The 20,147-nt window shown below is 73.6% G+C and carries 20 protein-coding genes; 1 reads left to right on the top strand and 19 read right to left on the bottom strand.

The window, feature by feature from the left end:
• Window positions 1–21: 21 nt before the first annotated feature.
• From OP18_RS02185 to OP18_RS02110, 16 genes are all read right to left on the bottom strand, one after another.
• Window positions 22–2,739, bottom strand: coding sequence for an ATP-binding protein (locus tag OP18_RS02185; RefSeq protein WP_033357039.1), 2,718 nt, complete (start codon window positions 2,737–2,739; stop codon window positions 22–24).
• Between the two features lie 102 nt (window positions 2,740–2,841).
• Window positions 2,842–4,152 (bottom strand): hypothetical protein, encoded by a 1,311-nt coding sequence (locus tag OP18_RS02180; protein ID WP_033356870.1) that lies wholly within the window; start codon window positions 4,150–4,152, stop codon window positions 2,842–2,844.
• Between the two features lie 72 nt (window positions 4,153–4,224).
• On the bottom strand, window positions 4,225–5,250 hold the full coding sequence (locus OP18_RS02175) for an NAD-dependent epimerase/dehydratase family protein (protein ID WP_033356869.1): 1,026 nt from the start codon (window positions 5,248–5,250) through the stop codon (window positions 4,225–4,227).
• A gap of 9 nt (window positions 5,251–5,259) precedes the next feature.
• Window positions 5,260–6,069 (bottom strand): glycosyltransferase family 2 protein, encoded by an 810-nt coding sequence (locus OP18_RS02170; RefSeq protein WP_052386081.1) that lies wholly within the window; start codon window positions 6,067–6,069, stop codon window positions 5,260–5,262.
• On the bottom strand, window positions 6,066–7,277 hold the full coding sequence (locus OP18_RS02165) for a nucleotide sugar dehydrogenase (protein ID WP_245635219.1): 1,212 nt from the start codon (window positions 7,275–7,277) through the stop codon (window positions 6,066–6,068). Before OP18_RS02165 ends, OP18_RS02170 begins: the two co-directional genes overlap by 4 nt.
• A 362-nt stretch (window positions 7,278–7,639) precedes the next feature.
• Complete coding sequence (gene pheT / locus OP18_RS02160; RefSeq protein WP_033356868.1) at window positions 7,640–10,132, bottom strand: phenylalanine--tRNA ligase subunit beta; 2,493 nt, start codon at window positions 10,130–10,132, stop codon at window positions 7,640–7,642.
• 1 nt (window position 10,133) lies between these two features.
• Window positions 10,134–11,219, bottom strand: coding sequence for a phenylalanine--tRNA ligase subunit alpha (gene pheS, locus OP18_RS02155; protein ID WP_033356867.1), 1,086 nt, complete (start codon window positions 11,217–11,219; stop codon window positions 10,134–10,136).
• A 144-nt stretch (window positions 11,220–11,363) separates the two neighbouring features.
• Window positions 11,364–12,191 carry a TrmH family RNA methyltransferase gene (locus OP18_RS02150; protein ID WP_033356866.1) on the bottom strand — a complete coding sequence of 276 codons (828 nt, stop codon included), beginning with the start codon at window positions 12,189–12,191 and terminating at the stop codon, window positions 11,364–11,366.
• Window positions 12,178–12,540 carry a 50S ribosomal protein L20 gene (gene rplT, locus OP18_RS02145; RefSeq protein ID WP_033356865.1) on the bottom strand — a complete coding sequence of 121 codons (363 nt, stop codon included), beginning with the start codon at window positions 12,538–12,540 and terminating at the stop codon, window positions 12,178–12,180. Before rplT ends, OP18_RS02150 begins: the two co-directional genes overlap by 14 nt.
• 86 nt (window positions 12,541–12,626) lie before the next feature.
• A complete protein-coding gene (rpmI, locus tag OP18_RS02140; RefSeq protein ID WP_033356864.1) occupies window positions 12,627–12,821 on the bottom strand; it encodes a 50S ribosomal protein L35 in 195 nt (64 codons plus the stop codon).
• 177 nt (window positions 12,822–12,998) lie between these two features.
• Entirely contained in the window at window positions 12,999–13,616 is a 618-nt protein-coding gene (gene infC / locus OP18_RS02135; RefSeq protein WP_052386107.1) for a translation initiation factor IF-3, read from the bottom strand.
• Window positions 13,617–13,826: 210 nt separating this feature from the next.
• Window positions 13,827–14,282, bottom strand: coding sequence for a PH domain-containing protein (locus OP18_RS02130; protein WP_033356863.1), 456 nt, complete (start codon window positions 14,280–14,282; stop codon window positions 13,827–13,829).
• A 31-nt stretch (window positions 14,283–14,313) separates the two neighbouring features.
• On the bottom strand, window positions 14,314–15,168 hold the full coding sequence (gene hisG, locus OP18_RS02125; protein WP_033356862.1) for an ATP phosphoribosyltransferase: 855 nt from the start codon (window positions 15,166–15,168) through the stop codon (window positions 14,314–14,316).
• A gap of 61 nt (window positions 15,169–15,229) precedes the next feature.
• Window positions 15,230–15,493 carry a phosphoribosyl-ATP diphosphatase gene (locus OP18_RS02120; RefSeq protein WP_033356861.1) on the bottom strand — a complete coding sequence of 88 codons (264 nt, stop codon included), beginning with the start codon at window positions 15,491–15,493 and terminating at the stop codon, window positions 15,230–15,232.
• 88 nt (window positions 15,494–15,581) lie between these two features.
• Window positions 15,582–16,616 carry a Gmad2 immunoglobulin-like domain-containing protein gene (locus OP18_RS02115; RefSeq protein WP_156089234.1) on the bottom strand — a complete coding sequence of 345 codons (1,035 nt, stop codon included), beginning with the start codon at window positions 16,614–16,616 and terminating at the stop codon, window positions 15,582–15,584.
• Window positions 16,613–17,152, bottom strand: coding sequence for a SigE family RNA polymerase sigma factor (locus OP18_RS02110; RefSeq protein ID WP_052386080.1), 540 nt, complete (start codon window positions 17,150–17,152; stop codon window positions 16,613–16,615). Before OP18_RS02110 ends, OP18_RS02115 begins: the two co-directional genes overlap by 4 nt.
• Before the next feature lie 126 nt (window positions 17,153–17,278).
• On the opposite strand from OP18_RS02110, the gene OP18_RS02105 reads away from it, so the two are divergent.
• The gene (locus tag OP18_RS02105) at window positions 17,279–17,767 is read left to right on the top strand and encodes a hypothetical protein (protein WP_033356859.1); all 489 of its coding nucleotides are present in this window, start codon (window positions 17,279–17,281) and stop codon (window positions 17,765–17,767) included.
• Between the two features lie 60 nt (window positions 17,768–17,827).
• On the opposite strand, the gene ribH is transcribed toward OP18_RS02105, so the two are convergent.
• Genes ribH through OP18_RS02090 form a run of 3 tightly spaced genes read right to left on the bottom strand, consistent with a single transcriptional unit; the run spans window position 17,828 to window position 20,144 of the window.
• Entirely contained in the window at window positions 17,828–18,304 is a 477-nt protein-coding gene (ribH, locus tag OP18_RS02100; RefSeq protein ID WP_033356858.1) for a 6,7-dimethyl-8-ribityllumazine synthase, read from the bottom strand.
• Entirely contained in the window at window positions 18,304–19,548 is a 1,245-nt protein-coding gene (locus tag OP18_RS02095; RefSeq protein WP_033356857.1) for a bifunctional 3,4-dihydroxy-2-butanone-4-phosphate synthase/GTP cyclohydrolase II, read from the bottom strand. Before OP18_RS02095 ends, ribH begins: the two co-directional genes overlap by 1 nt.
• Entirely contained in the window at window positions 19,548–20,144 is a 597-nt protein-coding gene (locus OP18_RS02090) for a riboflavin synthase (RefSeq protein WP_033356856.1), read from the bottom strand. Before OP18_RS02090 ends, OP18_RS02095 begins: the two co-directional genes overlap by 1 nt.
• Window positions 20,145–20,147: the final 3 nt, after the last annotated feature.

Raw genomic sequence — 20,147 nt, 5'->3', positions numbered from 1 at the left:
GGTGGTGCGGAGGGACCGCGGCTACTCGGCGTCCAGGACCCGCGCCAGCTGCGCGCGGTTGCGGACGTTCAGCCGCCGGTACAGGCGGGTCAGGTTCGCCTCGACCGCCTTGATCGACAGGAACAGGGCGCGGGCGATCTCGCGGTTCGTGGCACCCGCGCGGACCAGCTCCACGATGCGGCGCTCGGTCTCGGACAGGCCGGCGCCGCGGCCGCCGTCGAGCCGGGCGAGGTCCGCGGCGGCGACCTCGCGCCACGGGTGGGCCTCGGCGGCGGCGTAGCGGCGCACCGCCTCCGACAGCGCCGCCCGGGCCGCGCCGCGGCGGTGGGCGCGGCGCTCCAGGCCGCCGAGCGTGTAGTAGGCCCGGGCGACCTCGAGCGGGTACGGGTGGTCCTGCCACTCCTCGATCGCCCGCTGCAGCGCCTCGGCACCCTCCCGGGCCTCGCCGGTCGCGGCGGTCAGCACCGCGCGGGCCCGGGCGAGGCCGAGGAACACGATCGTGCGGTCCAGGTGCCGGGCGCACTTGGTGACCTCGTCGAGGACCTCGGCGGCCTCCGCACGGGCACCGGCGCCGACGAGCGCCTCGATGAAGTCGGCGTGCCACGGCAGGATGCCCGGGTCGAGCCGGCCGAGCCGCTGGTCGAGGGCGTACGCCTCGCGCATCGCCTCCGCCGCCGCGACCGGGTCGCCGCGCAGCATGTGCACCAGGCCCGAGGAGGCGTAGGCGAGCTTGATCCAGTCCTCGTCGCCGGCGGCGAGGCAGGCGGCGAGGCCGCGTTCGGCGTAACCGGCGGCGGCGGTCGCGCTGCCGCCGCCGCTCTCGGCGAGGGCGGCGACCAGGTAGCCGGGGCCGGGGGTGGTCTCGACGTCGACGTAGAGCCGCACGCACTCGCGGCCGGCGGCGACCGCGTCGGCGCAGCGGCCGGCCCGCCAGTACACGCCGGCCACGGAGACGAGGACGGAGGCGAGGTCGCGCACGGTGCCGGCCCGCTCCACGGCGATGCGCAGCGCCTCGATGCGCCGCACCGCCTCGGCGGTCTCCCCCTTGAACAGCCGGCTCATCGCGGCGACCTGCCGGGCGGCGACCGTCGCCGGGGTCAGCGACAGCCCGCGGGCGAGCTTGCCGGCGCGCTCCAGGTACTCATCGCCCTGGGTGCCGAGCAGGATGTTGCCCTTCCAGCTGAGGACCTCGACGAGGCGCTCCATGTCACCGCACTGCTCGGCGGCCTCCTCGGCGCGCTTGAGCTCGGCCAGGGCACCCTCGCCGTCGCCGTCGTAGTAGGCCTTGACCCCCTTGTACAGGCGCACGTGGGCGAGCAGGTCGGGGGTGTCGACGGCCTCGACGAACGCGGCGTCCAGCAGCGGGCCGGAGTTGGAGTGGTCCTCGCCGGACATCTCCACCAGCAGCAGCCGCGCGCCGATGCGGGTGCGCCGGTCGGCGGCGTCGCGCAGCGCGGCGGTCGCGTGCCGGCGCGCGTCGGCGGGTGAGCCGGCCGCGTAGGCGTACTGGGCGGCGCTGAGCCGGCGCACGGCGGCGACGCCGGGGGTGTCGCGCGGGGTGCGCTCGGCGGCGAGGGCGGCCAGGTCGGCGGCCATCGCGGGGGCGCCGCGCAGCCGGGCCGCGGACGCCGCGTCGGCGAGGCACTCGGCGAGCGCCTCGTCCGGCTCGGGACGGGCGGCGGCGAGGTGCCGGGCCCGGTCGACGGGGTCGGAGACGGTGTCGGCGAGCCGTTCGTGGGCCTCGCGGCGGGCGGCGACCGTCGCGTCGGCATACACCATCTCCCGCAGCAGCGGGTGGCTGAAGCGGATCGCGCCGTCGCTGTCGACGGTCAGCACCGACGAGGCGAGGGCCGCGTCGAGGTGCTGCTCGGACAGACCGCACTGGCGCAGCAGCGCCAGGCTGGGCCGGGCGGCGGCGGCCACGACCAGCAGCGCCGGCCAGTCGGGCGCCGGCAGCACGGCCAGCCGCGCGGCGAGCAGCTCGCGGAGCCGGTCGGGCACGGGCAGCGGGTCGGTGGTCGGGAACGACGTGCCCCGCAGCGCCCGGCCGAGCTCGACGGCGTAGAGGGGGTTGCCGGCGCTGGCCTCGTAGATGCGGTGCAGGTGCGCCCGGCCCGCCTCGGCGCCGAACCGGGCCCGCAGCAGGTCCGCGACGTCGCTCTCCGGCAGCGGTGGTACGGGCAGCAGCGTGCCCGGCGGCGGGCACAGGTCCAGGCGGGTCGCGGCGGCGCCGTCGGGGACGCGCTCGGCGGCGAGGATGCGCACCGGCGCCTCGCCGAGCCGGCGGGCCACGAACCGCAGCACCTCGGCGCTCGGCTCGTCGATCCACTGCACGTCGTCCAGGACGAGCAGCACGGTGCGCTCCGCGGCGAGGGCGCGCAGCAGCTCCAGCACGGCGAGGCGCACCGCGAGCTGGTCGTGCGGGGTCGCCGGCAGCGCGCTGCGCAGCAGGGCGCCGTCGAGGGCGGCCCGCAGGTGCGGCGGCAGGTGGTCGGCGGCGTCGGGAGCGCCGTCGAAGAGGTCGACGAGCGCCAGATACGGCAGGTCGGCCTCGGCCTCGGCGGCCGCGGCGCGCAGCACGAGCGCGTCGGTCTCGGCACCGGCGACGGCGTCGAGGATGGTGGACTTGCCGATGCCGGCGGGGCCGCAGAGCAGCACGCCGCCGCCGCCCGTGAGCCGCTCGCGGGCGTGAGCCAGGAGATCGGCGCGGCCGAACGGCGCGGCCGGCCAGGTGCTCACCACCACTGTTCCACCACGAAGCCGAGTCTCTCCCGAACGCCACCGCGCCGCAACGCCTGCCCAACGGCCGCGGACCGTCCGGCGACGCGATGTTGAACACTGTCAGCGCAGCCGGTCGCAGGGCAGGACCGCCTCCCAGCCGAGCACCGGCCACTGTGCGGTATGGACCGTCACGCTCCGCAAACGGGGCTGCGCCTGGCATTGCGCGCGGGCCGCCGCGACGGTCGCGTCCCAGCGCGGCAGGCCGTCGGTGTAGCTGCCCGGTCGCAGGTTGGCCACGCACACCGCGGCCACGAGTGTCGCCAACGCGACAAACGGGGCGGTGCCGGTCCACCGGTCCCCGACGTCCTGCCGGGTGCGGCGCGGGGCCGTGAGGGCGACCGCGGCCGCGATGTTCGGCAGCGTGATCAGCACCAGGTACCGGCCCTCCGGGGCGCCGTGCACGGCGAGCTGGAACGCCCCGGCGAGGGCGGCGAACCCGGCCAGCTGCCCGGCGAGCCCCCACCGCGGGCGGGTGCGGCCGAGCAGGGCGGCGGCGACGAGCGCGGCGGGGACGGCGAGGCCGAGCAGCACCAGGGCGCGGTGCGCGGCGGGGTCGGCGACCGGCGGGGCGAGCCACGCGTCGCCGAGGAACGAGCGCGGCACCCCCCAGCGCAGGTACGTCCCGGCCACGGAGACGGGGTCGAGGTCGGGCCGCTCCCCCACCGCGCGCCGGGACCGGCCCAGCAGCAGCGGCACCAACTGCAATGCGGCGCCCGGCAGCAGGACGAGGACCCGCCATCCGGCGTCGGGGTCGCGGCGGCGGGCCAGCCGCAGCAGCGCGACCGGCGCGAGCAGCAGCCCGAGGATCGAGTTGAGCACCGCGAGGGCGGGCAGGCCGACCGCGACGGCCCGGGCCGGGCGGCCCCGCGGCGACCACAGCAGCATCCACAGCGCCGCGTACACGAGGGGGAACTGCAGCTGGGCGAGGGTGTTCGGCACGTACCCCATCGGCACGGCGGCGCTGCCGCCGACGACGAGCGCGGCGGCGGTGCCGAGCCGGTCCCGGGCGGCGGCGGTCACCGCCCAGGCGAGCAGCGCCGTCAGCACCGCGGCCGTGCCGGCGTTCAGCGCGGCCGCCCAGGTGAGCGGGAACAGCGCGATGACGGCGAAGCAGGCCCGGGCGACGGTGTGGAAGTAGCCGTTGAACGGCGTGCCGAACGGCTCGTACCAGGGCAGGTTGAGCGCGTCGGTGAGGAACTCCTGCCCGTCCTCGGCCCAGACGCTGTTCAGCGGGCCCGGCGGCCGGCCCCGAGCGGGCTCGGTAGCGGGCTCGGTAGCGGGCTCGGTAGCGGGCTCGGTAGCGGGCTCGGTAGCGGGCTCGGTAGCGGGCTCGGTAGCGGGCTCGGCGGTGTCCGGTCGCGTGGCGGTCACACCGGGTCAAACGAACGGGCGCCCCGCACCGCGGTGCGAGGCGCCCGGATCAGCGTGCCGGCCGGCGTCGGCTCAGAGCTTGCCGTCCTTGACCGCCTGGGTCACCCACGGGATGACCTCGTCGAGCATCTCGTCGAGCGACGTGGTCGCCTCGTAGCCGAGGACCTCCTTGGCCTTCGACACGTCCGGGACGCGCTTCTGCACGTCGTACTCGTACGGGTCGTCGGACACGACGCTGAACGGCACGTCGGGGCCCTTGATCTTCTTCCAGATCACCTCGGCCAGCTCGAGCACCGTGGTCGACTCGGCGGTGGAGATGTTGAAGTCCTGGTTGAACGCGTCCTCGTGCTCCATCGCGGCGATGATGCCCTTGGCCAGGTCACCGCCGTAGGTGTAGTGGCGCACCTGCTCGCCGGTGCCGAGGATGTGCAGCGGGTCCTGACCCTTGACGATCTTCTGCACCAGGTCCGGCACCACGTGCGACATCGCGAGCTTCACGTTGCCGGACAGCACCTCGACCTCGCCGAGCGCGCGGCCCTCGCCGACGCCGACGCAGTTGAACGGGCGCACGATCGTGTAGGGCAGCTTGTACTGGTCCCAGGCGGCCTTCGCGTAGTACTCGACGGCGAGCTTCTGGAAGCCGTACGACGACAGCGGCGGCGGCACGAGCCGCTCGTCGCCCTCCTTGGACGGCCAGTGCGTGGTCGACTCGAACACCATCGACGACGACAGGTAGGTCATCTTCTTGAGGGTGCCGTCGCGGTGCGCCTTGATCGCCGCGTCGCAGGACGAGGCCATGATCCGCTCGTTGGTGGCGAGCAGGTCGTAGGCGTAGGCGTGGAAGTAGGAGATGCCACCGATCATCGCCGCGCCGGCGATGAAGTGGTCGCAGCCGTCGAGCAGCTCGGTGACCAGGTCGACGTCGCGGGCGTCGCCCTCGACGAACCGGTAGTCGGGGTGCGAGTCGTAGCTGCGGGTGACCGGGCCGTACTTCGAGTAGTTGTCCAGGCCGACCACCTGGTAGCCGCGGGACAGCAGCTCCTCGACGACATATCCACCGATGAAGCCGGCCGAGCCGGTGACCAGGACCTTTGCCACAAACACTCCTTAGTTCTGAACTGCTTCGTGATTGCTGGACAAGTTGGCGCGGGCCGCCTGCGCGTCGTCGCGGGCCGCCGAGGACGCGGGCCGCTTCGCGACCTGCTCCATGCTGAGCCGGCGGCCGAACGCGAACCGGTACCACTTCAGGTAGCTCGGCAGGAACCGGCCGACGTCGAACCGGGACTCGCCGAGCTGCCGGTCGAGCCAGATCGTCGGGATCTCCGCGACGGGCAGCCGCAGCCGGGCCGCCTTCGCGGTCAGCTCGATGCCGATCTCGAAACCGGTCTTGCTCTCGATGCCGACCTGCCGGACGAACGCCGTCGAGTACGCCTTGAAACTGTTGGTCGCGTCGCGGGTGCCGACCCGGGCGAACATGTACAGGGTCCGGCCCGCGGTGCGCGACAGGAACCGCTTGAACCGGGGACCGCCGACCTGCTGGCCGCCCGGCATGTACCGCGACGCCGCCGCGACGACCACGCCGCGCTCCACGAGCCGGGCGAGGTCCTCGATCTGGCGCGGGTCGTCGGAGCCGTCGGCCATCGTGACCACGGCGACGGGCGCCCGCGCCACGTCGATGCCGAACCGGATCGCGTTCGCCGGGCCGCGGCCGTACGTGTTGAGCACGGTGCGCACCCGCGGGTCACGGGCGGCGACGCCGTGCGCGAAGGGCACCGTGGTGTCCTCCGGCATGTCGTGCACGACGAGGACCTCGGCCGGCATCAGCACCGCCCGCAGGATCCGCTCCAGGCAGGGCACGATCGCCTCGCCCTCGTTGTACACGGGGATCACCACGGAAACCTGCGGCACGAGGGTCATACACGGACCCCCTTGTTGGTCACGCCCCACATGTCGGCGACCGGGATGTCGGTCCGCAGGTCACGGTACTCGTCGTGCGGCGCGGCCACGATCAGCAGGTCGGCACGGGTCAGCACCTCGTCCAGGGACACGAACCGGTCGTCCTTGACGTACGGGTCGGTGCAGAGGGTCTCCTTGGCCTTGAGCATGACGACCTTGCGCAGCTTGTAGGCCAGGGACTCGCGGATGTCGTCGCTGCCGCCCTTGAACGCCATGCCGAGGATGCCGACCGTCATCTCCGACAGGTCGTAGCGCTCCTGCAGCTTCGACACGACGTACAGCGGCAGGCCCTCGTTGATGAGCATGGCGCTGTGGCCGAGCACGAACGTGTTGTTGGTGAAGGCCGCCAGCTGCATCGTGTCCTTGAGCAGGCACGGGCCGGCGGCGAACCCGGCGCCGGGCATGTCGGCGGCGCGCGGGTACTGGAAGCGGATGGCGTGCCGGATCCGCTCGAAGTCCAGGCCGAAGTCGTTGGACATCATCCAGAACTGGTTGGCGGCGGCGAACTTGATGTACCGCCACGTGTTGGTGAACAGCTTCGCGAGCTCGGCCTCTTCGGGCTCCAGGCGCACGATCTGGCTCGCCAGGTTGCGGAACAGCTTCTCAGCCCGCTCGGCCGCCTCCGGGTTGCGCGCGGCGACGATCTGCGGCAGCTCGAACAGCTCCGTCATCGCCTTGCCCTCGGCGATGCGCTCGGGGCAGAACGCGACGTCGACCTTCACGCCGAGCCGCTTGATCAGCTTCTCGGTGAGCGCGGTGACGCCGGGGTGCACGGTGCTGCGCAGGACGATGAGCTGCCCGTCGCGCAGGTAGTCCGCGCAGCGCTCGATCGCCGCGGGCACCGCGCCGATGTTCGGGTTGAGGTGCTCGTCGACGGGCGTGCCGACGATGACCACCAGGTGCTCGGCCGCCGCGACGGTCGCCGGGTCGGTGCTGGCGACGAGCCTGCCTTCCTTGACGGCGGTCGCCAGGGGCTCGGCCGCGCCCTCCTCGTCGAAGGGCAGGCGGCCCTCGTTCACCACCGCGACCGCGGCCGCGTTGATGTCGTACAGGGTGACCTGCAGGCCGCGGGACGCCATGGCGATGCCGAGCGGCAGTCCGACCCGGCCGCAACCCCCGATGACCACGACGTCGGTCGTGAAGCCTGCCGATGCACTATCGTCTGACACGCGCTGCCCCTCCAGGAGAGCCGAGATCGAAGCCGGCGCTTGGCGCGGGCCGAGCCTTCGGGATGACCTCACGCCACGTGACAAGGCGGAGGATGGCTCGGCGCCGTGACGGTACCACTTCGGCGCGTCCGGTTCCTGACCCGCTCAGGGTGAAGCGTCCGCTGACACACCAATTCCGGCCTGGGGAAACGGTTCTCGGTCCGATATCCGACCGTGCCCGCGACAGCCGGCACCAGGGGCGTGACTGTCCGTTCGGGCGGCCGCACCTGTCCGATGCGGCCGCCCCGTCCGGCTGTGCGGAGGGTCACGCGCGGCGCGGTTTCACCCGCGGGGTCACACGCGGCGGCGCGGTTCCCGCGGTGTCACGCGCCGCGCAGGACGGCGCCGAACCGGTCCGCGACGACGGCGACCGCGGCGTCGCGGGCCGCGAGGGCCTCCTCGCCGGTGAGCGTGCGGTCCGGCGCGCGGAACGTCAGCTTGTATGCCAGGGACTTGCGCCCCTCGCCGAGCTGGGCTCCCTCGTACACGTCGAACAGCCGCACCGATTCGAGCAGCTCGCCGGCGCCCTCGGTGAGCGCCGACTCGACGTCGCCGGCCGGGACCGCCGCGTCGACGACGAGCGCCACGTCGAGCAGCGCCGTCGGGAAGCCCGACAGCCGCGGCGCGGTGGCCACGCCGGGGATCGGCAGCGCGTCGAGGTCGAGCTCCATCGCCACGGTCCGGCGGGGCAGGTCGAGCGCGGCGCAGACCGCCGGGTGCAGCTCGCCGGCGTGCCCGACGACGGTGTCGCCGACGAGCAGCGCGGCGCAGCGGCCCGGGTGCCACGGCGCGACCGCGTCGGGTCCCGCGGCGGCCCGGACGGTGAGCGTCACCCCGGCCGCCTCGGCGGCGACCCGGGCGGCGTCGACCGCGTCGGCCCAGTCCGCGGGGCGGCCCGGACCCCACCAGCCGGCCGGGTCGGCGTCGCCGGCGATGACCGCCGCGACGTGCCACGGCTGCCGCGGCAGCAGCGCCTCCGCGCCCCGCAGCTCCTCGGCCGGCGGCGGCCCGTCGACCCCGGCGGCCGGCGCGACCCGGACCGGCCCGTCGGGCAGGAACACGGTGCCGAGCTCGTAGAGCGCCAGGTCCCGCAGGCCGCGGCCGAGGTTGCGGCGCAGCGCGCCGAGCAGCGGCGGCAGCAGCGTGGTCCGCATGCCGGGCTCCTCCTCCGACAGCGGGTTGCGCAGCAGCACCAGGTCGCGGCGCGGGTCGCCGGCCGGGATGCGCAGCGCGTCGAGGGTCGCGGCGCCGACGAACGGGTAGCACAGCGCCTCGGTGAACCCGGCGTCGGCGAGGGCGCGGCTGACGGTCCGCCGGCGGCGCTGGGTGACGGTGAGGCCGGAGCCGGGCGGCGCGATCGGCAGGACGCTGGGGATGCGGTCGTACCCGTCCAGCCGCAGCACCTCCTCGACCAGGTCGGCCGGGTCGACGAGGTCCAGGCGCCAGCTCGGCGGCGTGACGACCGCCCTGGCGCCGCCGTCCTCGACCTCGACCGACGCGCCGATCATGGTGAGGATCTCGACGACCCGCTCCGGGGTGTAGTCGATGCCGGCGAGCTCCGACGGGCGTGACAGCGCCATGGTGACCGGCGCCGGCGGCGCGACCGCGTAGACGTCGGTGACCCGCGGGTCGACGGTGCCGCCGCCGTGCTCGGCGAGCAGCGCCGCGGCCCGCGCGCACGCGGCGGCGGTGATCTGCGGGTCGACGCCGCGCTCGTAGCGCTTGCCGGCCTCGCTGGGCAGTTTGTGCCGGCGGATCGTGCGGGCCACCGACAGCGGGTCCCAGTGCGCGGCCTCGAGCAGCACGTCGACGGTCGTCGCGGACACCTCGGTGGTGCTGCCGCCCATGACGGCGGCGAGCGACACGACGCCGGTGTCGTCGGCGATGACGATGTCCTGGGGGTGCAGGGCCCGCTTGACGCCGTCGAGGGTGGTGAGCGTCTCGCCCTCGGCGGCGCGCCGCACGACGAGGGGGCCGGTGAGCCGCTCCAGGTCCCAGGCGTGCATCGGCTGGCCGGTCTCGATCATCAGGTAGTTGGTGATGTCGACCGGCAGCGAGATCGACCGGATCCCGGCGACGGCGAGGCGGGCCTTCATCCACTGCGGGGTCGGCGCGGCCGGGTCGACGCCGCGCACGGCGACGGCGGTGAACCGGTCGCAGGCGACGCTGTCGCGCACGTCGATGCGGTACGCCTCGGTGCCGTCCCCGTCGATCGGCACGACGGCGGCGACCGGGTCGCGGTAGGCGCCGCCGAGGGAGTGCGACAGCTCCCGGGCGATGCCGCGCACCGAGAAGCAGTAGCCGCGGTCCGGGGTCACGTTGATCTCGACGACGACGTCGTCGAGGCCGACCACCGGGCGCGCCTCGGCGCCCGGCTCGGCGGTGCCGGCCGGCAGCACGATGATGCCGTCGTGCTCGTCGGAGACGCCGAGCTCGCGGGCGGAGCAGATCATGCCGTTGGAGATGTGCCCGTAGGTCTTGCGGGCCGCGATCGCGAACCCGCCGGGCAGCACCGCGCCGGGCAGCGCGACCACGACCAGGTCACCCTCGGCGAAGTTGCGCGCGCCGCAGATGATGCCCTGCGGCTGCTCGCCGCCGACGTCGACGAGGCAGTAGCGGATCGGCTTCTTCAGCCCCTGCAGCTCCTCGATCGACTCGACCCGGCCGACGACCAGGGGGCCCTTGACGCTGGCGCCGGCGTCGGTCATCTCCTCGACCTCGAGGCCGACCTTCACGAGGGCCTTCTCCAGGCCGTCGGCGGTCAGGTCCTGCGGCAGGTCGACGTGCTCGCGCAGCCATGACAGCGGTACGCGCATCTCAGGCCTCCCATCCGAACGCCCGCGCGTAGCGCACGTCGCCCTCAACCATGTCCCGCATGTCGGCGGCCGCGTTGCGGAACATCAGCGCCCGCTCGATGCCCATGCCGAACGCGAAGCCGGAGTACTCCTCGGGGTCGATCCCGCAGGCGCGCAGCACCCGCGGGTTGACCATGCCGCAGCCGCCCCACTCGACCCAGCGCGCGCCGTCGCGGTGGTGCGGGAACCACATGTCGATCTCGGCGCCCGGCTCGACGAACGGGAAGTACGACGGGCGCAGCCGGGTCTCCGTGCCGGGGCCGAACAGGCCCTTGACGAAGTGGTCGAGGGTGCCCTTGAGGTGCGCCATCGTGATGCCCTTGTCGATCACGAGGCCCTCGACCTGGTGGAACACCGGGGTGTGGGTCGCGTCGAGCTCGTCGGTGCGGTACACCCGGCCGGGGCACACGATGTAGATCGGCGGCCGGCGGGTGAGCATCGTGCGGGCCTGCACCGGTGAGGTGTGGGTGCGCAGCACGATCCGCGAGTCGGTGTCCTTGTCGGCGCCGGAGGCGGCGACGAAGAACGTGTCCATCATGGAGCGCGCCGGGTGGTCCGGGTGCATGTTGAGGGCGTCGAAGTTGTACCACTCCCACTCGGCCTCGGGGCCTTCGGCGATCTCGTAGCCCATGCCGACGAACAGGTCGCCGACCCGCTCCATGATCGTGGTCAGCGGGTGCTGGGCACCGCGGGGGCGGCGGCCGGTCGGGAGGGTGACGTCGACGGTCTCCTCGACCAGGACGCGTTCCTCGCGTTCCGCGGTGAGGGCGGCGAGCCGGGCCTCGTACGCGGCCTGCACGGCGACGCGGGCCTCGTTGACGCGCTTGCCGGCGTCGGCCTTGGCCGCCGGGGGCAGCGAGCCGATCTCGCGCCGGGCGAGGGAGATCGGGGCGCGGTCGCCGAGGTGCTGCGACTTGAGCGCCGCGAGGGCGTCGAGGTCACTCGCGCCGGCGAACGCCTTGTCGGCGGTGGCGACGGCGTCGTCCAGGGCGTCCTGGGCGAGCAGCATCGCCTGCTTCGGGTCGTACGGATCATTGCGGTAGGTCATCGGACTCTTCCCACGCGAGTTCTGGCCCGCATCACAGGCCCCGGACAGTGTAGAGAAGGCGCCCGCCGGCCGTGGGAAGGTGTCAGGAGGTGCGACGTCCTGCCCGCCCACCGTCACCGGCGGGCCACATAAACAGGTCCGTGCTCACATCGACTCCTTCAACGCTTTCGCTGAAGCGTACAGGCACACCGCGGCGGCCGCAGCGAGGTTCAGGCTCTCGGCGCCGCCGAGGATGGGCACCCTGACGCGGGCGTCGGCCTGCGCCTTGAGCGCGCCGGGCAGGCCGTGCGCCTCGGAGCCGAACAGCCACGCGGTCGGCGCCCCCAGGTCGGGCACCTCGAACAGGTCCGTTTCGCCGTACCCGTCCGCGGCGAGGATCCGCAGGCCGGCGGCGCGTAGCGCGGCGACAGCGGCGGCGGCGTCGCGGGCGCGGACCACGTCGACGTGGAACAGGCTGCCGGCGGAGGCGCGCACGGCCTTGCCGTTGTACGGGTCGACGCTGTCGCCGGCGAACACGACCGCGGTCGCGCCGGCGGCGTCGGCGGTGCGCAGGACGGTGCCGGCGTTGCCGGGGTCGCGGATGTCGGCGCACACGGCCACCAGGCGGGGCGCCTTGCGCAGCGCGTCGGCGAGCGGCACGTCGCGCTGGGCGCAGACGGCGACCAGGCCCTGCGGCTGGACGGTCTCGGCGAGCGCGGCCAGGGCGTCGTCGTCGACCGCGCTGGCGCGGCTGCCGGTCCCGGTGCCGGCCCGGCGGACGAGGTCGCCGTGGCGGGCCAGGCCGTCGGCGGTGAAGAACAGCTCGACGACCGCGCCGGCGGCGAGCGCCTCGCGGACGGCCTGGGGGCCCTCGGCGAGGAAGCGGCCGGTCTCGTCGCGGTCGCGGCGGCGCTGCAGGCGCCGGGCAGCGACAACCCGGGGGGTCCGCGTGGTGAAGACCGCCCCGGGTTGTCGATCGTCAGGCTGCGGCAACGGCCGTCTTCGCCACCTGGACCAGGCCGCTGAACGCCTTCGCGTCGCTGACCGCCAGCTCGGCGAGGATCTTGCGGTCGACCTCGACGCCGGCCAGGCGCAGGCCCTGGATCAGCCGGTTGTAGGTCAGGCCGTTCGCCCGGGCGGCGGCGTTGATCCGGGTGATCCACAGCTGGCGGAAGTCACCCTTGCGGTCGCGCCGGTCGCGGTAGGCGTACTGCATCGAGTGCAGCACCTGCTCCTTGGCCTTGCGGTACAGCCGCGAACGCTGCCCGCGGTAGCCGCTGGCGGTCTCCAGGACGGTGCGGCGCTTCTTCTGGGCATTCACTGCCCGCTTCACGCGTGCCACGGTTCGTTACTCCTCATGCGAGACCGGCCCTTCGTCGTGCGGGCCGGTCGGAAAAGTCCAGGAAAGGGGGGCGTTGGGGCCGCGTGTTACAGGCCGAGCATCTTCTTGACGCGCTGGGTCTCGGTCTTGGCGAGCTCGACGGTGCCGCTGAGCCGGCGGGTCCGCTTGCTGGGCTTGACCTCGAGCAGGTGGCGCTTGCCGGCCGGCTCGGCGAGGATCTTGCCGCGACCGGTGATCTTGACCCGCTTCTTCATCCCCGAGTGCGGTTTGAACTTCGGCATGGCTGATGTTGCCCTTCCATGTGCGGCACGCCAGAGTCGGCACCCTCCCCGACGGATCGGCTGGAGGGTGCCGTGGCGCACCGGCGCACAGGCCGGGACGACCGCTGTGCGGGTCCCGCCCGCACGACGCGGTCGTTGAGATTGGTGCCTGCTTGCTGGATGGTGCCGGGTGGTGCGTTATCCCTGGTCGGCGGTGACAACCTCGGGCAGGACGGCTGATTCGCCCTCCGGCGCGGGGGTGTCCTCCGTGCGACCCTCACGGGACGCCGTCGCCGCCGCCTTCACGTTGCGGTGCGGCGCGAGGACCATGATCATGTTGCGGCCATCCTGCTTCGCGGAGGCCTCGACGAAGCCCAGCTCCGAGATCTCCTCCGAGAGCTTGCGCAGCAGCCTGAACCCCAGCTCCGGGCGGCTCTGCTCGCGGCCACGGAACATGATCGTTACCTTGACCTTGTCGCCCGCCTTCAGGAACCGCATGACGTGACCCTTTTTGGTCTCGTAGTCGTGCGGGTCGATCTTCGGGCGGAGCTTCATCTCCTTGATGACGGTCTGCTGCTGGTTACGCCGGGCTTCCCGGGCCTTGAGCGCGCTCTCGTACTTGAACTTGCCGAAGTCCATGAGCTTGCAGACGGGCGGGCGTGCCATGGGCGCAACTTCGACCAGGTCCAGGTCCACGTCGGCGGCCAGCTGGAGTGCGCGCTCGAGCGGGACGATGCCCACCTGCTCACCCTCCGGGCCGACCAGCCGGACCTCACGTGCCCGGATCTGCTCGTTGACGCGTGGCTCGACGCTGATGTGGCCTCCTCGATCGGTGCTGTCTAGTGGTGCCGACCGAAGCGGAAAGCCCCCGGATGCGCAGCGCGCATGCGAGGGCCCACTCGACCACGTCGTCCCCGGCGAGGGGGCCGTGCGGTCAGACCGGACCCGGCTGCCCTGAGCTGCACGGGTGGGAGCGTTGCACTCCGCTTCGAACACGCCACGGAGGTGGCATGCGGTCGACTCCAGCTACTCTACCACGCTGCCGGACAGCGACGCCGTGTGCAGGGCCCGCAGCCCGCGCGCCGCCTTGACGGCGTAGTCCTTGTCCGCCATCTGCACCGCCATGACCGCCACCCGCTCGTCGTCGTGCAGGTCGAGGGTGAGCCACGGGGTGCCGCGACCGAACGTGACGGCCCTCACCACGTCCCACGGCAGGTCGTAGGAGCCGATGATGTTGCGCACCCGCACCCCGGTCTCGTCGGCCTCGACCTTCGGCCGGGTCATCAGCAGGATGCCGAGCGCGGCGCAGATCCCGAGCCCGATCATGGCGGCCTGGTCGCCGCGCTGGAAGTAGCCCGGGCCGTCGCCGGTCTTGCCGTGCAGGCCCATCGCGATGAGCGTGAAGACTACCACGACGACGGCGGCGAGGACGTAGGCGATGATCCTGGCGCGCCGCGGGCGGGCGAGAACGGTGCTGCTCACCGCTCCAGTGTTCCACCCGCCCCGCGGGACGCTACAGGCGGCAGGCGTGGATGCCGGTCACGAGGATGGCGCGGGCGCCCACCTCGTACAGCTCGTCCATGATCCGGTGCACCTCGTCGCGCTGCACCATGGCCTGCACGGCGACCCAGCCCTCGCGGTGCAGCGGCGACACCGTCGGCGACTCGATGCCCGGCGTGAGCGCCACCGCCGCGTCCAGCGCGTCGGCGCGCACGTCGTAGGCGAGCATCACGTACCGCCGGGCCACGAGGACCCCCTGCAGCCGGCGCAGCAGCTGCTTCGCGGCGGGCACGAGGTCGGCGGCGCCGCTGCGGCGCACCAGCACCGACGACGACTTGAGGATCGGCTCGCCGAAGGTCGCAAGGCCCGCCTGGCGCAGCGTGGCGCCGGTCTCCACGACGTCGGCGATGACGTCGGCGACGCCGAGGCGGATCGCGTTCTCCACCGCGCCGTCGAGCCGGATGACCTCGGCGGTGACGCCGCGCTCGGTGAACCAGCGCTGCATGACCCCCGGGTAGGCGGTGGCGACCCGCAGGCCGGTCAGGTCGGCGGGGCCGTCGCCCTTGATCGAGCCGGGCACGGCGGCGAACCGGAACGTGGCCCGCCCGAACCCGAGGTCGAGCAGCTCCTCGGCCCCGCTGTCAGCGTCGATGAGCAGGTCCCGGCCGGTGATGCCGAGGTCCAGGTCGCCGGAGCCGACGTAGGTGGCGATGTCGCGGGGGCGCAGATAGAAGAACTCGACGTCGTTGGCCTCGTCCCGGCAGAGCAGGTCCTTGGGGTCGGAACGCTGCCGGTAGCCGGCCTCCTGCAGCATCTGGGCGGCGGGGCCGGACAGGGTCCCCTTGTTGGGCACGGCGATTCTGAGCACGGTGAAACGGCCTTTCCGGAAGAAGAGTCGGGGTCGGTCGGGGGCGGACGCGGCTACCGGCTCACAGATGTCGGTAGACGTCCTCCAGCGACAGCCCGGTCGCGAGCATCAGGCACTGCACCTGGTACAGCAGCTGCGACAGCTCCTCGGCGGTGCGCTCGGCGCCTTCGTGCTCGGCGGCCATCCAGCTCTCGGCGGCCTCTTCGACGACCTTCTTGCCGATGAAGTGGACGCCCTTCTCCAGCGCGGCGACCGTCCCGGAGCCGGGGGTGCCCGCGGCGGCCTTGGCGGTCAGCTCGGCGAACAACGCGTCAAAGGTCTTCACGGGCACGAATTCTCGCAGGCCCGGGGCCGAAACGGGAATCGCGATCACGACAGGCGTGTCCTGCCTCACCCGGGCGCCTCCGCGACGCTCAGCCGACGCTGAACTCGTGGTCGTCCACCGCCTGGACGCTGCCGTCGGCGGCGGAGAGGTAGAACGCCTCCACCGTGTACCGGCCGGGCGGCAGCGTGAGCGGCACCCGCGCCTCGCCGACCGCCGGCGCGCCCGCCGACAGCTGCACGACCTGCTCGACCACGACCACCCCGCCGGTGCCGCGCACCCGCAGCCGCACCGTGCCCTCGAACACGATCCCGGCCAGGTGCACCGTGAACGCCTTGCCGACCACCTGCCCGTGCTGCGGGTCGATCACCCACACGGGGGCGTAGATCTCCGACGGCGGCGCCTGCCGCACCGGCCGGCTGGTGTCGACCGCGCCCCACAGCTTCGCCACGGGCGCGCCGCCGACCGTGATCCGCACCCCGTCGACGCGCTTCACCGACGTGTACGTGGCCGCCGCGGCGACCGTCGACACGAGCTGCTGCACGGCGAGCGCGGGCGTCGCGGCCCGCGGCGCCCCGCCGACGTCGGCGAGGTCGACGGTCACGACCCGGCCGTCGACGGTGACGCCGCGCACGCTCACCGCGTCCGGCCACAGCGACTCGTAGTCGGGGTCGGCGGCGGAGCCGGCCCGCAGCGCCTCCCCGACCGCGGCGGCGATGCGGTGCGCGTCGTCGTCGACGGGGAGCGTCAGGTCGTGGAACTCGCGGACCAGCCGGTCGTTGCGGGCGTAGTACACCGGCAGCTGCACCCGCGCGGGCTCGTCCGGCACCGCCGTGGTGGCCGGCCCTGACGACCCGGGCGGTCCGGCCGGCTCCCGGGTCGCCGACGCGGCCGGTCCCCGTCCCGCGGGGCCGTCCGGCGGCGGCACCCGGTCCGGCACGAACACCACGACGGCGAGGGCGATGACGGCCGCGACCGCCGCGGCGGCGGCGAGGACCGCCCACCCGCCCCGGCGCTGCCGCTGGATGCGGCCCCGGATGCGGGGCAGCGCGTCGGGCGCCACCTCGACCGTGTCGACCTGGGCGCGCAGCGCCGAGCGCAGCCGGTCCTCCGGTGACATCCTCATGGGGCCAGCTCCAGACTCTCCCGCAGGGCGGCCATGCCCCGCGAGGCGTGGCTCTTCACCGAGCCCTTGCTGACGCCCATCGCGTCGGCGATCTCCGCCTCGGACAGCTCGCCGTAGTACCGCAGCACGATCGCCTCCCGTTGCCGCGCCGGCAGCCGGCGGACGGCCTCCAGGACCTCCCGGTGCCGCAGCAGCGCCAGGGCCCCGGTCTCGGCGCTGGCCATCGTCGGCTCGTCGGCGACCCGCCGGGCAGCGACGTACCGGTCGGCGACCCCGCGGCGTCGCAGCGCGGACCGGGAGCCGTTCACCACGCTGGTGCGCAGGTAGGCGAGGGCCTTGTCGGCGTCGCGCAGGCGCCACCAGCGGCGGTGCAGCGCCACGTACGCGTCCTGCACCACGTCCTCGGCGGCCGGCTCGTCGTGCAACAGCAGCACCGCCAGGCGCACCAGCCCCCGGTAGTGCGCGGAGAACAGCGCCGTCACCGCGTCGTCGGCGTCCCAGCCGCGCGCGTCGTCCCGGGAGGGCTCCGCCAGCACCGCCCTACCGTCCCATGGCGTGGTCCCCACGTCGGCCGTCACGCACGTACGACGCGCGGACCCGTCCGTAGGTTGACCGCTGTCACCCGAAAGGCGAACCGCGCCCGCCCTGGATACCCTGGGCCGGTGGAAACCGTGCCGAAGTACACCGACGAAGAGTGGGGGCTCCTGGTGGGCCTGCCGCAGTCCGTGCTGATCGCCGCGTCCCAGGCCGAGCAGGACGGTGCCCGCCGCACCCGCGAGGAGTGGACGGCCGGCATGACCGCCATCGCCGACGGCCGCGGCTCCGCCAGCGACCTGGTCCGCACGGTCGCCACCGACGTGGTGGCGCGGCAGGGCGACATCGAGGAGGGCGAGGAGCCGCCGGTCATCGAGTTCCCCGACCGGGCCGCCGGCCTCGCCGACGTCATCGACCGGGCCAGGGCCGCGCACGAGCTGCTGGCCGCGAAGGCCTCGGCGGCGGACGCCGAGTCCTACCGCTACTGGCTGGTCACCCTCGCCGACCAGGTCGTCAGCGCCGCGAAGTCCGGCGACGTGCTCGGCTTCGGCGGCGAGCTGGTCACCCCGGCCGAGCGGGCGTTCCGCGACGAGCTGGCCGCGGTCCTGGAGGTCTGAGCCGCGACCCGGCCCCGGCCACCGCGGTGACCGGGGCCGGTCGCACGTCCGGCGCGCCGGTCAGGACTTGGCGACCAGCCGCAGCGCGTGGGCGGCGTCGAGGGCGGCGAGGGTCGCCGAGTAGCCCTTGTCCTCCGGTGAGCCCGGCAGCCCCGCCCGGGCGCGGGCCTGGTCGAGGTTGTCGACCGTCAGCACGCCGTGCGCGACGGGGGTCGACTCGTCCAGGGCGACCCGGGTCAGCCCGTCGGTGACCGACTGGCAGACGTAGTCGAAGTGCGCCGTGTCGCCACGGACCACGACGCCGAGGGCGACCACGGCGTCGAAGCGGTGCGCGAGGGCCTGCGCGAGGACCGGCAGCTCGACCGCGCCGTCGACGCGGGCGACGGTGATGTGGTCGACGTTCGACGCCTCGCCGGCCTCGATCGCCCGGTCGAGCATGTGGTCGACCAGCTCGGCGTGCCACCGGGTGGCGACGATGCCGAGGGTCAAACCGGTGCCGTCCACCCGCTGCAGGACGGGTGCTCCACTACCAGCCATTACGCAAGTCCTTCCGCGACCTCGTCCAGCTCGTCCAGCAGGTGCCCCATGCGGTCCCGCTTGGTGCGCAGGTAGCGCACGTTCTCCGGGTGCGGCCGGGTCGGCAGGGGCACCCGACCCAGCACGGAAAGACCGTACCCCTCCAGACCCGCGCGTTTGGCCGGGTTGTTGGTCAACAGGCGCATCGTCTTGATGCCCAGGTCCACGAGGATCTGCGCGCCGGTGCCGTAGTCGCGCGCGTCGGCGGGCAGGCCCAGGTCGAGGTTGGCGTCGACGGTGTCCCGGCCGAGGTCCTGCAGCTGGTACGCCTGCAGCTTGTGCATCAGGCCGATGCCGCGCCCCTCGTGCCCGCGCATGTAGAGCACCACCCCGCGGCCCTCGGCGGCGACCATCTTCATGGACGCGTGCAGCTGCGGGCCGCAGTCGCAGCGCACCGAGGCGAACACGTCGCCGGTGAGGCACTCGGAGTGGACCCGCACGAGGACGTCCTCGCCGTCGTCGAGGTCGCCGTAGACGAGGGCGATGTGCTCGCCGTCGTCGAAGTGGGTGGTGTAGCCCACGGCCCGGAACACGCCGTGCTCGGTCGGCAGGCGGGTCTCCACGACCCGCTCGATCTGCTTCTCGGTGTGCCGCCGGTAGGCGATGAGGTCCGCGATGCTGATCAGGGCCAGGTCGTGCTGCGCGGCGAACGCCCGCAGGTCGGGCAGGCGCATCATGGTGCCGTCGTCGTTGACCATCTCGCACAGCACGCCGGCGGGGCGCAGCCCGGCCAGGGTGGCCAGGTCGACGGCGGCCTCGGTGTGCCCGGCGCGGCGCAGCACCCCGCCGTCCTTGGCCCGCAGCGGCACGATGTGCCCGGGCCGCGACAGGTCGGTCGGCTTGGTGTCGGCCGAGGACAGCAGCCGGATCGTGCGGGCCCGGTCGGCGGCGGAGATGCCGGTGGTGCCGCCGAAGCGGGCGTCGACGGTCACGGTGTACGCGGTGCCGCGCCGGTCCTGGTTGGTGCGGTACATCGGCGGCAGGTCGAGCCGGTCGGCCTCGGCCTCCGTGATCGGCACGCAGATGTAGCCGGACGTGTAGCGGACCATGAACGCGACGAGCTCGGGGGTGGCGTGCTCGGCGGCGAAGATGAGGTCGCCCTCGTTCTCGCGGTCCTCGTCGTCCACGACGATGACGGCCTTGCCGGCGGCCATGTCCTTGACGGCGCGCTCGATCGAGTCGAGGCCCGTGACCGGGGCGCCCATCACTTGCCGCCCTTGGCGAGCAGCTTCTCCACGTACTTGGCCATGATGTCGACCTCCAGGTTGACCTGCTCGCCGACGCCCTTGGCGCCGAGGGTGGTGAGCTTGAGCGTGGTCGGGATGAGCCCGACCGAGAACGTGTCGTCGGTGACCGCGGTGACGGTCAGCGAGATCCCGTCGACGGTGATGGAGCCCTTCTCCACGACGTAGCGGGACAGCTGCGGCGGCAGCGAGAACGTGACGGTCTCCCACTGGTCGCCGGGCTCGCGGGACAGCACCGCGCCGACCCCGTCGACGTGGCCCTGCACGATGTGGCCGCCGAGGCGGGTGGCCATGGTCGCGGCGCGCTCCAGGTTGACCGCGGAGCCGGCGGTGAGCCCGCCCAGGGTGGAGCGGTCCAGCGACTCACCCATCACGTCGGCGGTGAAGACCCCGTCGGCGTTGTCCACGACGGTGAGGCAGACGCCGTTGACGCTGATGGAGTCGCCGTGCGCGGCGTCGGAGGTGACGGTCGCGCCGCGGATCGACAGCCGTGCGGAGTCGCCGAGCCGGTCGATGCCCACGACCGTGCCGAGCTCTTCGATGATGCCGGTGAACACTGG

The sequence above is a fragment of the Dactylosporangium aurantiacum genome, assembly GCF_000716715.1.
In the GTDB taxonomy this organism is placed as follows: domain Bacteria; phylum Actinomycetota; class Actinomycetes; order Mycobacteriales; family Micromonosporaceae; genus Dactylosporangium; species Dactylosporangium aurantiacum.
This window is presented reverse-complemented; position numbering and strand designations above follow the sequence as displayed.

What these genes read in the sequence shown, in the direction of transcription:
- OP18_RS02095 (WP_033356857.1), bottom strand. Translation starts at nt 19,548, where the DNA reads ATGGGCGCCCCGGTCACGGGCCTCGACTCGATCGAGCGCGCCGTCAAG.
- ribH (WP_033356858.1), bottom strand. Translation starts at nt 18,304, where the DNA reads ATGGCTGGTAGTGGAGCACCCGTCCTGCAGCGGGTGGACGGCACCGGT.
- rpmI (WP_033356864.1), bottom strand. Translation starts at nt 12,821, where the DNA reads ATGCCGAAGTTCAAACCGCACTCGGGGATGAAGAAGCGGGTCAAGATC.
- OP18_RS02170 (WP_052386081.1), bottom strand. Translation starts at nt 6,069, where the DNA reads ATGACCCTCGTGCCGCAGGTTTCCGTGGTGATCCCCGTGTACAACGAG.
- OP18_RS02115 (WP_156089234.1), bottom strand. Translation starts at nt 16,616, where the DNA reads ATGAGGATGTCACCGGAGGACCGGCTGCGCTCGGCGCTGCGCGCCCAG.
- pheS (WP_033356867.1), bottom strand. Translation starts at nt 11,219, where the DNA reads ATGACCTACCGCAATGATCCGTACGACCCGAAGCAGGCGATGCTGCTC.
- pheT (WP_033356868.1), bottom strand. Translation starts at nt 10,132, where the DNA reads ATGCGCGTACCGCTGTCATGGCTGCGCGAGCACGTCGACCTGCCGCAG.